This window comes from Streptomyces sp. NPDC050548 (genome assembly GCF_044457385.1).
Taxonomy (GTDB): domain Bacteria; phylum Actinomycetota; class Actinomycetes; order Streptomycetales; family Streptomycetaceae; genus Streptomyces.
Genome location: NZ_JBITGV010000007.1, coordinates 38,935 through 53,063, shown reverse-complemented (window position 1 = coordinate 53,063; position 14,129 = coordinate 38,935). Strand labels below are relative to the sequence as shown.

Below are 14,129 nucleotides of genomic sequence, written 5' to 3'. Positions count from 1 at the left end.
AACCGCTGCCGGGCCCTTTGAACATGTAACGGGTGTCTACATGTACGGGTCTCTACAGGTACGGACCGCCCACCCGGCCGCCGCCCGGCTGGCCCTCCTCGCCGCCGTCACCGACACCCGGCGGCAGCGCCCGGCGCATCTGCTCCAGCTGCGCCCGCGCCGCCATCTGCTGGGCGAACAGCGTGGTCTGGATCCCGTGGAAGAGTCCCTCCAGCCAGCCCACCAACTGCGCCTGCGCGATGCGGAGTTCCGCGTCGCTCGGGATCGCCGTGTCCGTGAAGGGCAGCGAGAGCCGCTCCAGCTCCTCGACCAGCTCCGGCGCGAGACCGTCCTCCAGCTCCTTCACCGAGCTGGCGTGGATCTCCTTGAGCCGCACCCGGCTCGCCTCGTCGAGAGGAGCGGCACGCACCTCCTCCAGGAGCTGCTTGATCATGCTGCCGATCCGCATGACCTTGGCGGGCTGTTCCACCATCTCCGTCACCGGGATCTCTCGGGAGTCCTCGTCCCCGGTGCCACCGAGCGCCATCCCGTCCTGGCCCACGACCAGGATCTGAGGCTTCTCCGGTGACCTTTCGTTCCTCGGCATCTCCATGCCGCCATTCTCTCGCACCCCTACACCTCACCACCGTGGTGCCCCCCTCGTAAGGTGATCCACCGTTTGCCCGAACCCGGAATGCCGGGAAACCCGCCCGATGTGACGCTTGTCCCGTGACTCCATGGCTGCGCACCACGGGACTGCTGCTTGTGCTGGGCACGGGCGCGGTGGTGAATCCGTACGGGGGTGTTCCGGCGTACGGCGCGGGAGCGGGGGGCGCCGGCGGCGCACCCGCGTCCGGCGCCGCCCATGCCCCCGTTTCTCCCTCGGCCCCCGCCACCGCCACCGCGACCGCCCTGAAGCCCGCTCCCGGTCCCGACCACCACGATCAGGCCCCCGCTCACCCCGCCCGCCCCGAGCCCTCCCGGGCCGGAAGCCAGGCCGGCGAAGGGCGGGAACGGCCGGGGCGGACGGCTCAGCCGAGCGCGGCCGAGGACGAGAACGGAGGCGACGACGGGGACACGGCCGAGCCGACGGCGGACGAGAACGGCACGTCGGCCGTTCCGACGCCCACCGACTCCGCGTCGCCGTCCCAAGAAGCGGCCGACGTGCCGTCCACGCCGCCGCTCCAGCCCGTGCACCAGTCCGTCACCCACGCCGAGGACCCGGCCGAGCCCGTGCTGCGGATCCTCCCGCTGGGCAGCGGTCTGATCCTCATCGGGCTCGGTCTGGGCCTGGCCTTCATCGGCCTCCGGGTACGGCGGGGCTGAAGCCTCTCCGGCCTACGGCGCGACGAGCAGCACCTTGCCGATGTGCCCGCTGTCCTCGACCACCTGGTGCGCTGCCGCCGCCTCGCTCATCGGCAGCTCACGGTCGACGACCGGACGGACCTGGCCGGACTCGATCAGCGGCCACACATGCTCGCGTACGGCGGCGACGATGGCCGCCTTCTCGCCGAGCGGGCGGGCCCGCAGCGAGGTCGCGCTGATCGCGGCCCGCTTGCCGAGGAGGGCGGCGATGTTGAGTTCGGCCTTGATACCGCCCTGCAGCCCGATGATCGCGAGCCGCCCGTTGACGGCGAGGGCCTGGACATTGCGGTCCAGGTACTTGGCACCCATGTTGTCGAGGATGACGTCGGCGCCCGCACCGCCCGTGGCCCGTGCGATCTCGGCGACGAAGTCCTGCTCGCGGTAGTTGACGAGGACATCCGCGCCCAGCTCGGCGCAGTAGTCCAGCTTCTCCTTGGTGCCGGCCGTGACGGCGACCTTGGCGCCGACCGCCTTGCCGAGCTGGATCGCCATGGTGCCGATACCGCTGGAGCCGCCGTGCACGAGCAGGGTCTCGGCGGGGCGGAGGTGGGCGACCATGAAGACGTTCGACCAGACCGTGCAGACCACCTCGGGCAGCGCGGCGGCCTGCTTGAGGTCGATGCCCCGCGGCACCGGCAGCAGCTGCCCGGCCGGTACGGCGACCTTCTGCGCGTAACCGCCGCCCGCGAGCAGCGCGCACACCTCGTCGCCGACCGACCAGCCGGAGACCCCGGGTCCGACCTCGGTGATCCGGCCGGAGCATTCGAGGCCGGGGTAGCGGGAAGCGCCGGGCGGCGGGTCGTAGAAACCCTGGCGCTGCATGATGTCGGCCCGGTTGACGGCGGTGGCCACCACCTCGACCAGGACCTCGCCCTCGCCGGCCACCGGATCGGGGACCTCGTCCCACACCAGCGCCTCGGGCCCACCAGGTTCGGAAATCGTGATCGCATGCATGGGGCCGACGCTACTCCTCGTCATACGGCGGAACCCTGAGGGTCGATCACTCCGGCAGCGGCCGGGTGTCCGGCGCGACCTGCGAGCCGGGCGAGACGCGCACGATGGTGATGAGCCGGTCGGTCAGCTGAAGCGTCCCGATCGACGGGTCGTCGTAGCCGAGCACCCGGTGCCCGCGTACGACGCTCACCACCAGGTCGTCCGTCTCGCGGGGCGCCTTGCCCACCTCGGCCTTTATGACGGGCCGCTCGGTCATGTCGAGCCCGCTGCCCTGCTGGATGAGGTCCTCCATGACCATGCCGGCGGCGGGGCTGAGCACGGACAGACCGAGCAGCCGGCCGGCCGCGCTGGCGCTGGTGATGACGGCGTCGGCGCCGGACTGCTTGAGCAGCGGCGCGTTCTCCTCCTCGCGCACGGCGGCCACGATCTTCGCGCCGCGGTTGAGCTGCCGAGCGGTGAGGGTCACCAGCACGGCCGTGTCGTCGCGCTGGGTCGCGATGATGATCTGCCGCGCCTTGTGCACCTCGGCGCGCTCCAGGACCTCACTGCGGGTGGCGTCCCCGACGACCCCGACGTACCCGTCACTGCTCGCGGCCTCGATCGCCTTCGCACTGGGGTCGACCACGACGACCTGTTCCATCTTGAGCCCCGTCGCGCACACGGTCTGAATCGCCGACCGCCCCTTCGTCCCGAAGCCGACGACGACGGTGTGATCCCGCAACGCGGACCTCCAGCGCTTCAGACGCCATTCCTCCCGGGTGCGTTCGGTGAGGACTTCCAGGGTGGTGCCGACCAGGACGATCAGGAACAGCACGCGCAGGGGTGTGACGACGAGGATGTTGGTGAGCCGGGCGCTGTCGCTGACCGGGGTGATGTCGCCGTAGCCGGTGGTCGAGAGGGTGACTGTGGCGTAGTAGAAGGCGTCGAGTAAGTCGACCGAGCCGTCCGAGTTGTCGTTGTAGCCGTCGTGGTCGGCATAGACGATCAGCGCGGTCGCGATCAGCAGGCACAGGGCGATGGACAGTCGTTTGGCCACCTGCTGGAAGGGGTGCTCGACCACTTTCTTCGGGAGTTTCACCCGATGGGTCACGAGATGTTCGTCCGCCTGGCGGGCGATCGCGTCATGGCCCGACTGTTTCACGTGAAACACACCCCGATTCCGGCAACCGCCCAGGGCAGATCGATCAGCTCCGTCCGCTGCCCCTGCCGCGCCCCACCCGGCGGTACGACCGCGAGCGCGTCGGCCGCCGCGATACCGCGCAGCATCGCCGGGCCGTTGTAGTGCAGCGGGACGGCACTGTCCCCGCGCAGGACGGCGGGGATGAGCCGGGTGTCGTACGGGTGCCCATGCACCGCCTCCTGGAGGGGCAGCTCATACGGCTCCGGGGCGGGGTGTGCCGACAGGGTCCGCAGCAGCGGTTCGGCGAGGGTGAGCAGGCCGGAGATGGCGGCGAGCGGGTTGCCGGGCAGGCCCACGAGGTGCTGGTCGTCCTTGATGCGGGCCAGCAGCATGGGGTGGCCGGGGCGCACCTTGACGCCGTCCACGAGGAGTTCGGCGCCCAGGCGGCGCAGGGTGGGGTGGACGTGGTCGACCGGGCCGGAGGCGGTGCCGCCGGTGGTGATGATGAGGTCGGCGGTGCTGGCCGTGATCGCCTTGTGCAGCGCCTTCTCGTCGTCGCGCAGCCGACGGACCGCGGTGACCTCGGCGCCGAGCGCGCGCAGCCAGGACGGCAGCATCGGGCCGAGCGCGTCCCGGATGAGCCCGTCGTGGGGCAGCCCCTCGGTGAGCAACTCGTCGCCCAGGATGAGGACTTCGACCCGGGGGCGGGGTACGGCGGTGAGCGTGTCGTAGCCGGCGGCCGCGGCCAGACCGAGCACCGCCGGGGTCACCATGGTGCCGCCGGGCAGCAGGTGGTCGCCGCTGCGGCACTCCTGGCCGCGCGGGCGGATGTCCTGACCGTGGCCGACCTCCCGGGCCGCGTGGAGGCGGCCCTTGTCGTCGGTGCGGCCGTGTTCGCTGCGGATGACGGCGGTGGTGTCGGCGGGGACCCGGGCGCCGGTCGCGATCCGCACGGCCTCGCCGTCGCCGAGCGGCTCCGACTCCGCGTGCCCGGCGAGCACCCCGTCCTCGCGTACGGCCCAGGGGCCGGGTCCGGCGACCGCCCAGCCGTCCATCGCGGAGGTGTCGAACGAGGGCAGGTCGCTCAGGGCGGCGAGGGGCGCGGCCAGGACCAGGCCGAGGGCGGAGTCGAGGGGCACGGAGACGGGGGCGCGGTGGCCGCCGGACCGTGCGGCGCGCGCGGCGACGGCCCGGGCCTCGGGCCACGGGGTGGCCTTGTGCTGACGGGTCTCCGACGTGCGGGGTGCGCCGGGGACTTGAGGTGTGCCCTGCGGTGGGGGCGGGGGCTCGGCCTGCCCGCCGGTGCCGGCTTCGTTCACGAGGGCGAGTACCTCCTCGACGTCGAGGTCCTCGACGTCCTGGGCATGCTCGCCGGCGTGCGTGTGCGTGCCGCGCGCGGTCATCCGACGGCGTCCGGGCCGGGGGCGGAGGGGGCGGGGGCGGACGAGGCGTCGGGGTTCGGCTCGGGCGCGGGATCCTGCGGTGCGTCGGGGCCGGGGGCGGGCTTCGTCCCGGGGGTTGCCTCGGATGTGGCGGCGGACGGGGTGTCCGGCTTGGCGTCGGACCCGGTACCGGTCCCGGTCCCGGACCCGGCGGTGTCCTCGTCCGCCCAGCGCAGCGCGAGCGTGGCGGCCTTGCGGGCCGCCTCGGCGACGGCCTCGGGTCCGCCCTTGCCCTGTGCCGCCGCGTAGCCGACCAGGAAGGTGGTCAGCGGGGCGGCGGGCCTGGCCACTCCGTGGGCGGCGTCGCGGGCGAGGTCGAGCAGGATGCCGGTGTCGACGTCCAGGTCGATGCCCAGTTCGTCCTTGACTGCGGAAATCCATTCATCCAACACGTGCCCATGCTCCCTGATGCGTGCCCTGGCGATGGCGAGGTCGTCCCAGGTGTCGCAGTCGAAGGACGCGACGGGGTCGGGGACGCGGGTGAGATCGAGCGCGGCGGTGAGCCGGCGAAGGGGCAGCCCGGTGAGGCCGCCGTGCTCATCCGTGAGCCTGGTCAGCTCGCGGCGGAGCGCCGGCGCGCGGTACGCGGCCACGAGGGGCTGATCGCGTCCGTCGGCGTCGGTGAGCAGCACGCCTTCGGTGCCGCCGGTCCGCAGGGCGGTCAACAGCCGCCGTACGGTGGCCGGTTCGAGGAACGGCAGGTCGGCGGAGAGGACCAGGACGGTGTCGGCCGTGGTGTGGCGCAGACCGGCGTCGAGCGCGGCGACCGGGCCCGCGCCGGGCGGATCCTCGCGCGCCCAGCGCACCGGCCGGGGGGTGGACCGGGGGGCGGCGACTACGACGGTGGTCCGGGCGTCGGCGCAGGCGATGAGCACGCGGTCGAGCAGGGCCCGGCCGCCCACGCGCAGCCCGGGTTTGTCGGCACCGCCGAGCCGCCGGGCGGCGCCACCGGCGAGCACGACGGCGTCGTACGCGTCGCCGGGCGCGGAGTCGGGGGGCTCGTACGCGGTCACCCCCCGAGTATGCGGGCCGCCCTGATCGCAGGGAACTTGTGCGGGCCGCCGTGATCACAGGTTGCGCAGCAGCACCGCCGGCTGTTCCACACAGTCCGCCACATACCGCAGGAAACCGCCCGCCGTACCCCCGTCGCAGACCCGGTGGTCGAAGGTGAGCGAGAGCTGCACGACCTGGCGCACCGCCAACTCGCCCTCGTGCACCCACGGTTTGGGGACGATCCGGCCGACCCCGAGCATCGCCGCCTCGGGGTGGTTGATGATCGGCGTGGAGCCGTCGACGCCGAAGACCCCGTAGTTGTTCAGCGTGAAGGTCCCGCCGGTGAGGTCCCCGGGGGTCAGCGTCCCGCTCCGGGCCGCCTCGGTGAGCCGGGCGAACTCCGCGCTCAACGCCTCCGCGTTTCGCGCCCCCGCGTCCCGTACGACGGGTACGACGAGTCCGCGCTCGGTCTGCGCGGCGAACCCGAGGTGCACCCGGTCGAACCGGACGACCTCCCTCGCCTCCATGTCCACGCTGGAGTTCAGCTCGGGGAACCGGGCCAGCGCGGCCGTGCAGATCCGGGCGAGGAGGGCCAGTACGGAAATCTTCGGCCCGGCTGCGGCGTTCATGGCCGCGCGGGTGCGCATCAGCTCCGTCGCGTCGGCGTCCACCCAGCAGGTCGCGTCCGGGATCTCGCGGCGACTGCGGGAGAGCTTGTCGGCCACGGCTCCTCGGATGCCGCGGAGGGGGGTGCGGGTGACTCCGTCGGTCGTGGCGGTGGTCGTTGCGGTGGGGAGCGCGGCCGGGGCGGTGGGGAGCGTCGCCGGTGGGAGAAGTGTCGCTTCCTGTGCCATCGCCTCCTGGGCCGCCGCCGCGCGGAGCGCCTTCTCGACGTCCGCCCGCAGGATCAGCCCGTCCCGTCCGGAACCCGTCAACTCCCGCAGTTCCAGGCCGTTCTCGCGCGCGAGCCGTCGTACGAGCGGGGAGATCACAGGTACGGGACCGTCACCGCGACCGCCGTTCCCGGCGGCGGGGGCGGGTGCGGGCGCGGGTGCGGGCGCGTCCGCCACCGAGGTCACGACGTCCGCGGCCATCCGCCGTACCCTGCGCCGCCGCGCGGGAGGCGCCCCCGTGCCGTAGCCCACCAACACGTTCCCCGAGCCCTCGGTCTCCGCGTCGGTGTCGGCGGCCGGTGCGCCCACCGCGACCGTCAACAGCGGGGCGCCTACCGGAAGTTCGGTGCCCTCCTCGCCGTAGCGGGCCGTGACGACGCCGCCGTAGGGGCAGGGGACCTCGACCATCGCCTTGGCCGTCTCGACCTCGACGACCGGCTGGTCGATGGCGACGACGTCGCCGACCTGGACCAGCCAGCGCACGATCTCCGCCTCGGTGAGGCCCTCGCCGAGGTCGGGGAGCTTGAACTCCAGTACCTGTGCCATCAGTTCTCCGCCTCCCACTGCAGGCGTCCCACGGCGTCCAGGATCCGGTCGACGCCGGGCAGGTGGTGCCGCTCCAGCATCGGTGGCGGATACGGGATGTCGAACCCGGCGACGCGCAGCACCGGTGCCTCCAGGTGGTGGAAGCAGCGCTCCGTGACGCGGGCCGCGATCTCGCCGCCCGGGCCGCCGTAGCCGCCCGACTCGTGCACGACCAGGGCGCGGCCGGTGCGCCGTACCGACGCGCAGACCGTCTCGTCGTCGAAGGGGACCAGGGAGCGCAGATCGACGACTTCGAGGTCCCAGCCCTCGGCGCGGGCCGCCTCGGCAGCTTCGAGGCAGACGGGCAGGGACGGGCCGTACGTGATGAGTGTCGCGCTGCTGCCCGGGCGGCGGACCACGGCGCGTCCGATCGGTTCAACGGGCGAGGGCTCGTCGGGGTTCCAGGTGTCCTTCGACCAGTACAGGCGCTTGGGCTCCAGGAAGACGACCGGGTCGTCGGAGGCGATGGCGGCGCGCAGCAGGCCGTAGGCGTCGGCGACCGTGGCGGGGGTGACGACATGGAGGCCCGGGGTCGCCATGTAGTAGGCCTCGGAGGAGTCGCTGTGGTGCTCGACTCCGCCGATGCCGCCGCCGTAGGGGACGCGGACGGTGATCGGGAGGGGCATGGCGCCGCGGGTGCGGTTGCGCATGCGGGAGACGTGGCTGATCAGCTGCTCGAAGGCCGGGTAGGCGAACGCGTCGAACTGCATCTCCACGACCGGGCGCAGGCCGTACATCGCCATGCCGACGGCCGTGCCGAGGATGCCCGCCTCGGCGAGGGGGGTGTCCGTGCAGCGGTCCTCGCCGAACTCCTTGGCGAGGCCGTCGGTGACGCGGAAGACGCCGCCGAGGGTGCCGACGTCCTCGCCCATGACGTGCACGGTGGGGTCGGCGGCCATCGCGTCGCGGAGCGCGCGCGTGAGGGCCTGCGCCATGGTGGCCGGTTTGAGGGCGACGGTGGTCATGAGTGCGTCCCCTCCCGCTCGGCCGCCAGCTCCGCCGCCAACTGGTCGCGCTGTTCGCGCAGTTGGGGGGTGGGTTCGGCGTACACGTCGGCGAACAGGTCCATGGGGTCGAGCACCGGGTCCTGGTTCATGTGCGCGCGCAGCTCGGCCGCCATGGCCTCGGCGGCGTCGCGGGCGGCCTGGATGCCGGCCTCGTCGATGAGGCCGCGCTCGGTGAGTTCGTGCTCCAGGAGGGCGATCGGGTCGTGCGCGCGCCAGGCCTCAACCTCGGTCTCGCCGCGGTAGCGGGTCGCGTCGTCGGCGTTGGTGTGGGCCTCGATGCGGTACGTGATCGCCTCGACGAGCGTGGGACCGCCGCCCTCGCGCGCGTGCCGTACGGCTTCGCTGAGGACCTGGTGCACGGCGACCGCGTCGTTGCCGTCGACCAGGCGGCCGGGCATGCCGTAGCCGACGGCCTTGTGGGCCAGGGAGGGGGCGGCGGTCTGCTTGGCGAGGGGGACGGAGATCGCGAAGCCGTTGTTCTGGACCAGGAAGACGACCGGGGCCTGCCAGACGGCGGCGAAGTTCAGTGCCTCGTGGAAGTCGCCCTCGCTGGTGCCGCCGTCGCCGACCATGGCGAGCGCGACCACGTCGTCACCCTTGAGGCGGGCGGCGTGCGCGAGGCCGACGGCGTGCGGGAGTTGGGTGGCGAGCGGGGTGGAGAGGGGGGCGATGCGGTGCTCGCGCGGGTCGTAGCCGGTGTGCCAGTCGCCGCGCAGCAGGGTGAGGGCCTGTACGGGGTCGAGGCCGCGGGCGACGGCGGCGAGGGTGTCGCGGTAGCTCGGGAAGAGCCAGTCCTGCTCCTGGAGGACCAGCGCGGCGGCGACCTCGCAGGCCTCCTGGCCGGTGGTGGAGGGGTACACGGCGAGTCGGCCCTGCTTGGTGAGGGCGGTGGCCTGCGCGTTGTACCGGCGGCCGGACACCAGCTGGGCGTACAGGCGGCGCAGCAGCCCGGGGTCGGCCTGCGCGGCGGCCTCGGTGCCGAGCACGCGGTACGGCACCGCGTCGGGCAGCAGCGGCGCGGGGTCCGTGCGCGGCTGCCAGGCGGGCGGCGGTGTGGGCCGGTACGCGCCCCGCTGCTCCATGACCGTCATGACGGCACCTCCTCGGGGGAGTGGCTCGGAGAGACGCCTCGGACGTGCGGCGCCTCCCTACCGATTGTTCGGTCGTCGGCACATTTTGGCTACACGCGGCTCCAGGCTGTGGACAAACGGTTCTCCACAACCTGAAATGAACGCAGTACGTCCATGGTAGGGAGGCGGGGGGACATGGCACCTGAACAAATGGCCGACGGCCCGGAGGCGGGACGTGAGCTGCCGCCCCCGCGTCCGCTCGACGCCATCGATCAGGACATCCTCCAGATGCTCCAGGCGGACGGCCGCGCGTCGATACGGTCCGTCGCCGAGCGGGTGCACGTCTCGCGCGCCAACGCCTACGCGCGGATCAACCGGCTCATCGAGGACGGCGTCATCCGCGGCTTCGGCGCCCGGGTCGACCACGAGCGGGCGGGTCAGGGCACGTCGGCGTACATCACCCTGAAGATCGTGCAGAACTCCTGGCGCACGGTCCGCGAGCAGCTGAGGCTCCTCCCGGGCGCCTCGCACATCGCTCAGGTGGGCGGCGACTTCGACGTCCTGCTGCTGGTGCACACCCTGGACAACCGGGCGTTGCGCGACCTGGTCCTCAACCGGCTCCAGGCGATCCCCGAGGTGCTCAGCACCCGCACCCTGCTGGTGTTCGAGGAGGAGGACCTGGAGCCCGAGGGCTGACCCCGGCCCGTCCCCGGCTCAGTGCGGGGCGCGCAGCCCGGAGAACACCAACTGGGCCACCGCGTCGGCCACTTCGCGCTCGCCCATGCCCCGTCCGTCGGGCCGGTACCACTCCACGATGGAGTTGATCATCCCGAAGACGAGCCGGGTCGCGAGCCGTACCTCCACGTCGCCGCGGAGATCGCCGTCTGCCGCCGCGGCCTTCAGCAGGTCGGCCACCTGGTGGTCGAACTCCCGCCGCCGCTCCAGCGCCCACCGTTCCGTGTCGGTGTTCCCGCGCACCCGCAGCAGCAGCGTCACGTACGGCAGTTCGGAGGTCAGCACCTCGACCATCCGCCGTACGACGTACTCCAGCCGGTCGACGGCACGCCCCACGCGCGCGTGCTCCTCGTCGAGGATCCCGAAGAGACCGTCCAGGGCGCGGCTCACGGCCCGGCGCAGCAGCTCCTCCTTGCCGGTGACGTGGTGGTAGATCGACGACTTGGAGATGCCGGCCGCCTTGGCGAGGTGCTCCATGGAGGTGCCGTCGTAGCCGCGCTCGATGAAGACCTGGACGGCGACGGAGAGCAGGCTCTCGGGGGTGTATGTGTCGCGCTTGGCGGTGGTCATGGGGTGCCCTCCCGCTTCTCGGTGGCGTACGCGTGGCGGTAGAGCGCCAGGGACGGCGCGTACCGTCCCGACGGATCACGCAGGTGCAGGTCGTCCAGGAGGTCGTAGGCCCAGCTGCGGCCGAGCCTGCGGCTCCATTCGAACGGACCCAGGGGGTAGTTGACACCAAGGCGCATCGCGGTGTCGATGTCCTCCTCGGTGGCGACGCCCTTGGCGACGGCGTCGTGCGCCAGGTCGACGATCCGGGCGACCGTGCGGGCGACGATCATCCCGGGGGCGTCCCCGATGAGGCTGACGTCCTTGCCGAGCGCCTGGAAGAGGCCGATCGCCTCGGAGAGGGTCCCTGAGGCGGTGTCCTGGGAGGAGGACAGGGCGATGCGGCCGGCCCTGCGGTAGTCGAGGGCGAGGTCGAAGTAGACGACGTCACGGAACTCGACGGAGGTCTGTCCGTCGGCGAGCGCCAGCTGTCCGCCGCCGGGCAGCACCATGCGGGTGCCGTGGTCCTCTTCCTCCTCGCGGACGACGATGCCCGCCTCGCGGATCAGCGCGATCAGGTCGGCGGCGGGGCCCATGTCGCCCTCGACGACGACGTAGGCGGGCGCCTGGGCCGGTTCCGCGGTGTGCGGCTCGGGCTGCTCGGCGTCGTCCCCGTGGTCGTACCAGCCGTGCCCGGTCTTGCGGCCGAGGCGGCCGGACTCGACCAGGCGGCGCTGGGCGAGCGAGGGCGTGAAGCGGACGTCCTGGAAGAAGGACTGCCACACGGAGTGCGTGACGGACTCGTTGACGTCCTGGCCGATGAGGTCGGTCAGTTCGAAGGCGCCCATCTTGAAGCCGCCGGACTCGCGCAGGATGGCGTCGATGGTGGCCGGGTCGGCGGCCTGCGCCTCGTAGGCGGCGAAGGCCTCGGCGTAGAAGGGCCGGGCGATGCGGTTGACGATGAAGCCGGGGGTGTCCGCGCAGGCGACCGGGGTCTTGCCCCAGGCGCGGGACATCTCGTACGCGCGCGTGGCCGACGTGACGTCGGTGGCGAACCCGGAGACGACCTCGACGAGCGGCATCAGGGGCGCCGGGTTGAAGAAGTGCAGGCCCACGAAGCGGCCGGGGTTGCGCAGGGCGGCGCCGATGGCCGTCACCGACAAGGACGAGGTGTTGGTGGCGAGCAGACAGTCCTCGCCGACGATGTCCTCCAGGTCGCGCATCAGCTGCTGTTTGACGTCCAGCCGCTCCAGCACGGCCTCGACGACCAGGGTGCAGTCCGCCAGCTCGGCGAGGGTCTCGGCGGGCAGCAGCCGGGCGTGTGCGGCGTCCCGGTCGGCGGCGGTGAACCGGTCCTTCTCGACGAGGCGGTCGAGCCGGGCATGGATCGCGGCGGTCGCGTCCCGGGCCCGCCCCGGAACGGTGTCGTACAGCCGTACGACGTGACCCGCGGTCAGCGCGACCTGGGCGATGCCCTGGCCCATGGTGCCGGTGCCGACGACGGCCACGGGGCTGCTGAGGTCCAGTGCTGTCATGTCCGCGATCCTCCCGCACAGGGTTTTCCACAGATGCGGCGGACCCCCTTGTCCCGACCGATCGTTCGGTTACTCTAACTCTGACCGCCTGTTTCCGCCCCTGATCCTTGCCCTGTTCCTGCCCAGGTCATGAGCTCGCAGACGAGTTCTTGAGAAGAGGAGTTGGTCCCGCATGGCCGCCGAACCGACCGCGCACGAGCTGATCGCCCGGCACCGGCCGACACTCGACCAGGCGCTCGAAGCGATCCGCACGCGCGCGTACTGGTCCCCCCACCCCGAACACCCCAAGGCCTACGGCGAGCACGGCAGCCTGGACGCGGCGGCGGGCAAGGCCGCCTTCGACGCCCTCCTGGGCACCCGCCTCGACCTCGGCCAGCCCGGCACCGACGACTGGGTGGGCGGCGAAGTGTCGCCGTACGGCGTCGAGTTGGGCGTGACGTACCCGCACGCCGACCTCGACGTCCTGCTGCCCGCCATGCGCGCCGGACAGCGGGCCTGGCGGGACGCGGGCGCGGAGACGCGGGCCGTGGTCTCCATCGAGATCCTCAAGCGGATCAGCGACCGGACCCACGAGTTCGCCCACGCGGTCATGCACACCAGCGGCCAGGCGTTCATGATGGCGTTCCAGGCGGGCGGCCCGCACGCCCAGGACCGCGGCCTCGAAGCGGTGGCGTACGCGTACGCGGAGCAGGTCCGCACGCCCGCAGTCGCCGAGTGGACCAAGCCCCAGGGCAAGCGCGACCCGCTCGTCATGAACAAGGAGTTCACGCCGGTCCCGCGCGGCACCGCCCTGGTCATCGGCTGCAACACCTTCCCGACGTGGAACGGCTATCCGGGCCTCTTCGCCTCCCTCGCCACCGGCAACGCGGTCCTGGTGAAGCCCCACCCGCGCGCGGTACTGCCGCTCGCGCTCACCGTCCGGATCGCCCGCGAAGTCCTCACCGAGGCCGGCTTCGACCCGAACCTGGTGGCACTCGCCGCCGAGCGCCCCGGCGAGGGCATCGCCAAGACGCTCGCCACCCGCCCCGAGATCCGGATCATCGACTACACCGGGTCGACCGGTTTCGGCGACTGGCTGGAGACCAACGCCCGCCAGGCGCAGGTCTACACGGAGAAGGCCGGCGTCAACACGGTCGTCGTCGAGTCGACCGACGACTACAAGGGCATGCTGTCCAACCTCGCGTTCTCGCTGTCCCTGTACAGCGGCCAGATGTGCACCACCCCGCAGAACCTGCTGATCCCCCGCGACGGCATCACCACCGACCAGGGCCCCAAGTCCTACGACGAGGTCGTCGCCGATCTCGCCCGCGCGGTGGACGGTCTCCTGGGCGACGACGCCCGCGCGAACGGGCTGCTCGGCGCGATCGTCAACCCGGACGTGAAGGCCCGCGTGGAGGCTGCCGCCGGACTGGGTGAAGTCGCCCTCGCCTCACGGGAGATCACGAACCCGGAGTTCCCGGACGCGGTCGTCCGCACGCCGGTGATCGTGAAGCTTGACGGGGCCAAGCCGGACGACGAGGCCGCCTACATGAGCGAGTGCTTCGGGCCGGTCTCCTTCGCCGTCGCGGTCGACTCGGCGTCCGACGCGGTGGAGCTGCTGCGGCGGACGGTGCGGGAGAAGGGGGCGATGACGGTCGGGGCGTACACGACTGACGCCGGGGTCGAGGATGCGGTTGAGGAGGTCTGCCTTGAGGAGGCCGCCCAGTTGTCGTTGAATCTGACCGGTGGGGTGTTCGTCAATCAGACTGCCGCGTTCTCGGACTTCCATGGGTCTGGTGGCAACCCGGCGGCGAACGCTGCGCTGTGTGACGGGGCGTTTGTCGCGAACCGGTTCCGGGTTGTCGAGGTTCGTCGGGACGCCTAAGAGCTCGGGGGGGGTGCGGTTGTTGTGCGGCCAAAGGTCCG

Annotated in this window: 13 protein-coding genes; 3 read left to right on the top strand and 10 right to left on the bottom strand. The window is 72.3% G+C overall.

The genetic code is table 11. From position 1 onward, the window contains the following. Positions 1–52: 52 nt before the first annotated feature. A complete protein-coding gene (locus tag ACIBJH_RS20540; protein WP_019073519.1) occupies positions 53–592 on the bottom strand; it encodes a bacterial proteasome activator family protein in 540 nt (179 codons plus the stop codon). Between the two features lie 116 nt (positions 593–708). On the opposite strand from ACIBJH_RS20540, the gene ACIBJH_RS20535 reads away from it, so the two are divergent. Continuing rightward, the gene (locus tag ACIBJH_RS20535) at positions 709–1,305 is read left to right on the top strand and encodes a hypothetical protein (protein WP_399118247.1); all 597 of its coding nucleotides are present in this window, start codon (positions 709–711) and stop codon (positions 1,303–1,305) included. Positions 1,306–1,317: 12 nt separating this feature from the next. On the opposite strand, the gene ACIBJH_RS20530 is transcribed toward ACIBJH_RS20535, so the two are convergent. The 7 genes from ACIBJH_RS20530 to pdhA are packed head-to-tail and all read right to left on the bottom strand — an operon-like array spanning position 1,318 to position 9,429. Continuing rightward, a complete protein-coding gene (locus tag ACIBJH_RS20530; protein ID WP_399118246.1) occupies positions 1,318–2,298 on the bottom strand; it encodes an NAD(P)H-quinone oxidoreductase in 981 nt (326 codons plus the stop codon). 46 nt (positions 2,299–2,344) lie between these two features. After that, positions 2,345–3,439 (bottom strand): potassium channel family protein, encoded by a 1,095-nt coding sequence (locus ACIBJH_RS20525; RefSeq protein ID WP_399118245.1) that lies wholly within the window; start codon positions 3,437–3,439, stop codon positions 2,345–2,347. Further along, a complete protein-coding gene (locus ACIBJH_RS20520; protein WP_399118244.1) occupies positions 3,436–4,821 on the bottom strand; it encodes a molybdopterin molybdotransferase MoeA in 1,386 nt (461 codons plus the stop codon). The genes ACIBJH_RS20525 and ACIBJH_RS20520 overlap by 4 nt, the downstream gene beginning before the upstream one ends. Then, entirely contained in the window at positions 4,818–5,873 is a 1,056-nt protein-coding gene (locus ACIBJH_RS20515; RefSeq protein WP_399118243.1) for an NTP transferase domain-containing protein, read from the bottom strand. The genes ACIBJH_RS20520 and ACIBJH_RS20515 overlap by 4 nt, the downstream gene beginning before the upstream one ends. A gap of 54 nt (positions 5,874–5,927) precedes the next feature. After that, on the bottom strand, positions 5,928–7,292 hold the full coding sequence (locus ACIBJH_RS20510) for a dihydrolipoamide acetyltransferase family protein (RefSeq protein ID WP_399118242.1): 1,365 nt from the start codon (positions 7,290–7,292) through the stop codon (positions 5,928–5,930). Continuing rightward, positions 7,292–8,296: an alpha-ketoacid dehydrogenase subunit beta gene (locus ACIBJH_RS20505; protein WP_399118241.1), complete on the bottom strand. Its 1,005-nt coding sequence runs from the start codon at positions 8,294–8,296 to the stop codon at positions 7,292–7,294. The genes ACIBJH_RS20510 and ACIBJH_RS20505 overlap by 1 nt, the downstream gene beginning before the upstream one ends. Continuing rightward, positions 8,293–9,429, bottom strand: a complete 1,137-nt coding sequence (gene pdhA, locus ACIBJH_RS20500; protein ID WP_399118240.1) for a pyruvate dehydrogenase (acetyl-transferring) E1 component subunit alpha — start codon at positions 9,427–9,429, stop codon at positions 8,293–8,295. Before pdhA ends, ACIBJH_RS20505 begins: the two co-directional genes overlap by 4 nt. Positions 9,430–9,603: 174 nt before the next feature. Here pdhA and ACIBJH_RS20495 point away from each other — a divergent pair, with 174 nt between their 5' ends. Further along, the gene (locus tag ACIBJH_RS20495; protein ID WP_374192817.1) at positions 9,604–10,104 is read left to right on the top strand and encodes an Lrp/AsnC family transcriptional regulator; all 501 of its coding nucleotides are present in this window, start codon (positions 9,604–9,606) and stop codon (positions 10,102–10,104) included. Positions 10,105–10,122: 18 nt separating this feature from the next. Here the strand turns inward: ACIBJH_RS20495 and ACIBJH_RS20490 are convergent, their stop codons facing one another. Continuing rightward, positions 10,123–10,713, bottom strand: coding sequence for a TetR/AcrR family transcriptional regulator (locus tag ACIBJH_RS20490; protein ID WP_399118239.1), 591 nt, complete (start codon positions 10,711–10,713; stop codon positions 10,123–10,125). Further along, a complete protein-coding gene (locus ACIBJH_RS20485) occupies positions 10,710–12,224 on the bottom strand; it encodes a 3-hydroxyacyl-CoA dehydrogenase (RefSeq protein ID WP_399118238.1) in 1,515 nt (504 codons plus the stop codon). The genes ACIBJH_RS20490 and ACIBJH_RS20485 overlap by 4 nt, the downstream gene beginning before the upstream one ends. 172 nt (positions 12,225–12,396) lie before the next feature. Here ACIBJH_RS20485 and paaN point away from each other — a divergent pair, with 172 nt between their 5' ends. Then, complete coding sequence (gene paaN, locus ACIBJH_RS20480; protein WP_399118237.1) at positions 12,397–14,088, top strand: phenylacetic acid degradation protein PaaN; 1,692 nt, start codon at positions 12,397–12,399, stop codon at positions 14,086–14,088. The last annotated feature ends 41 nt before the right edge of the window (positions 14,089–14,129 follow it).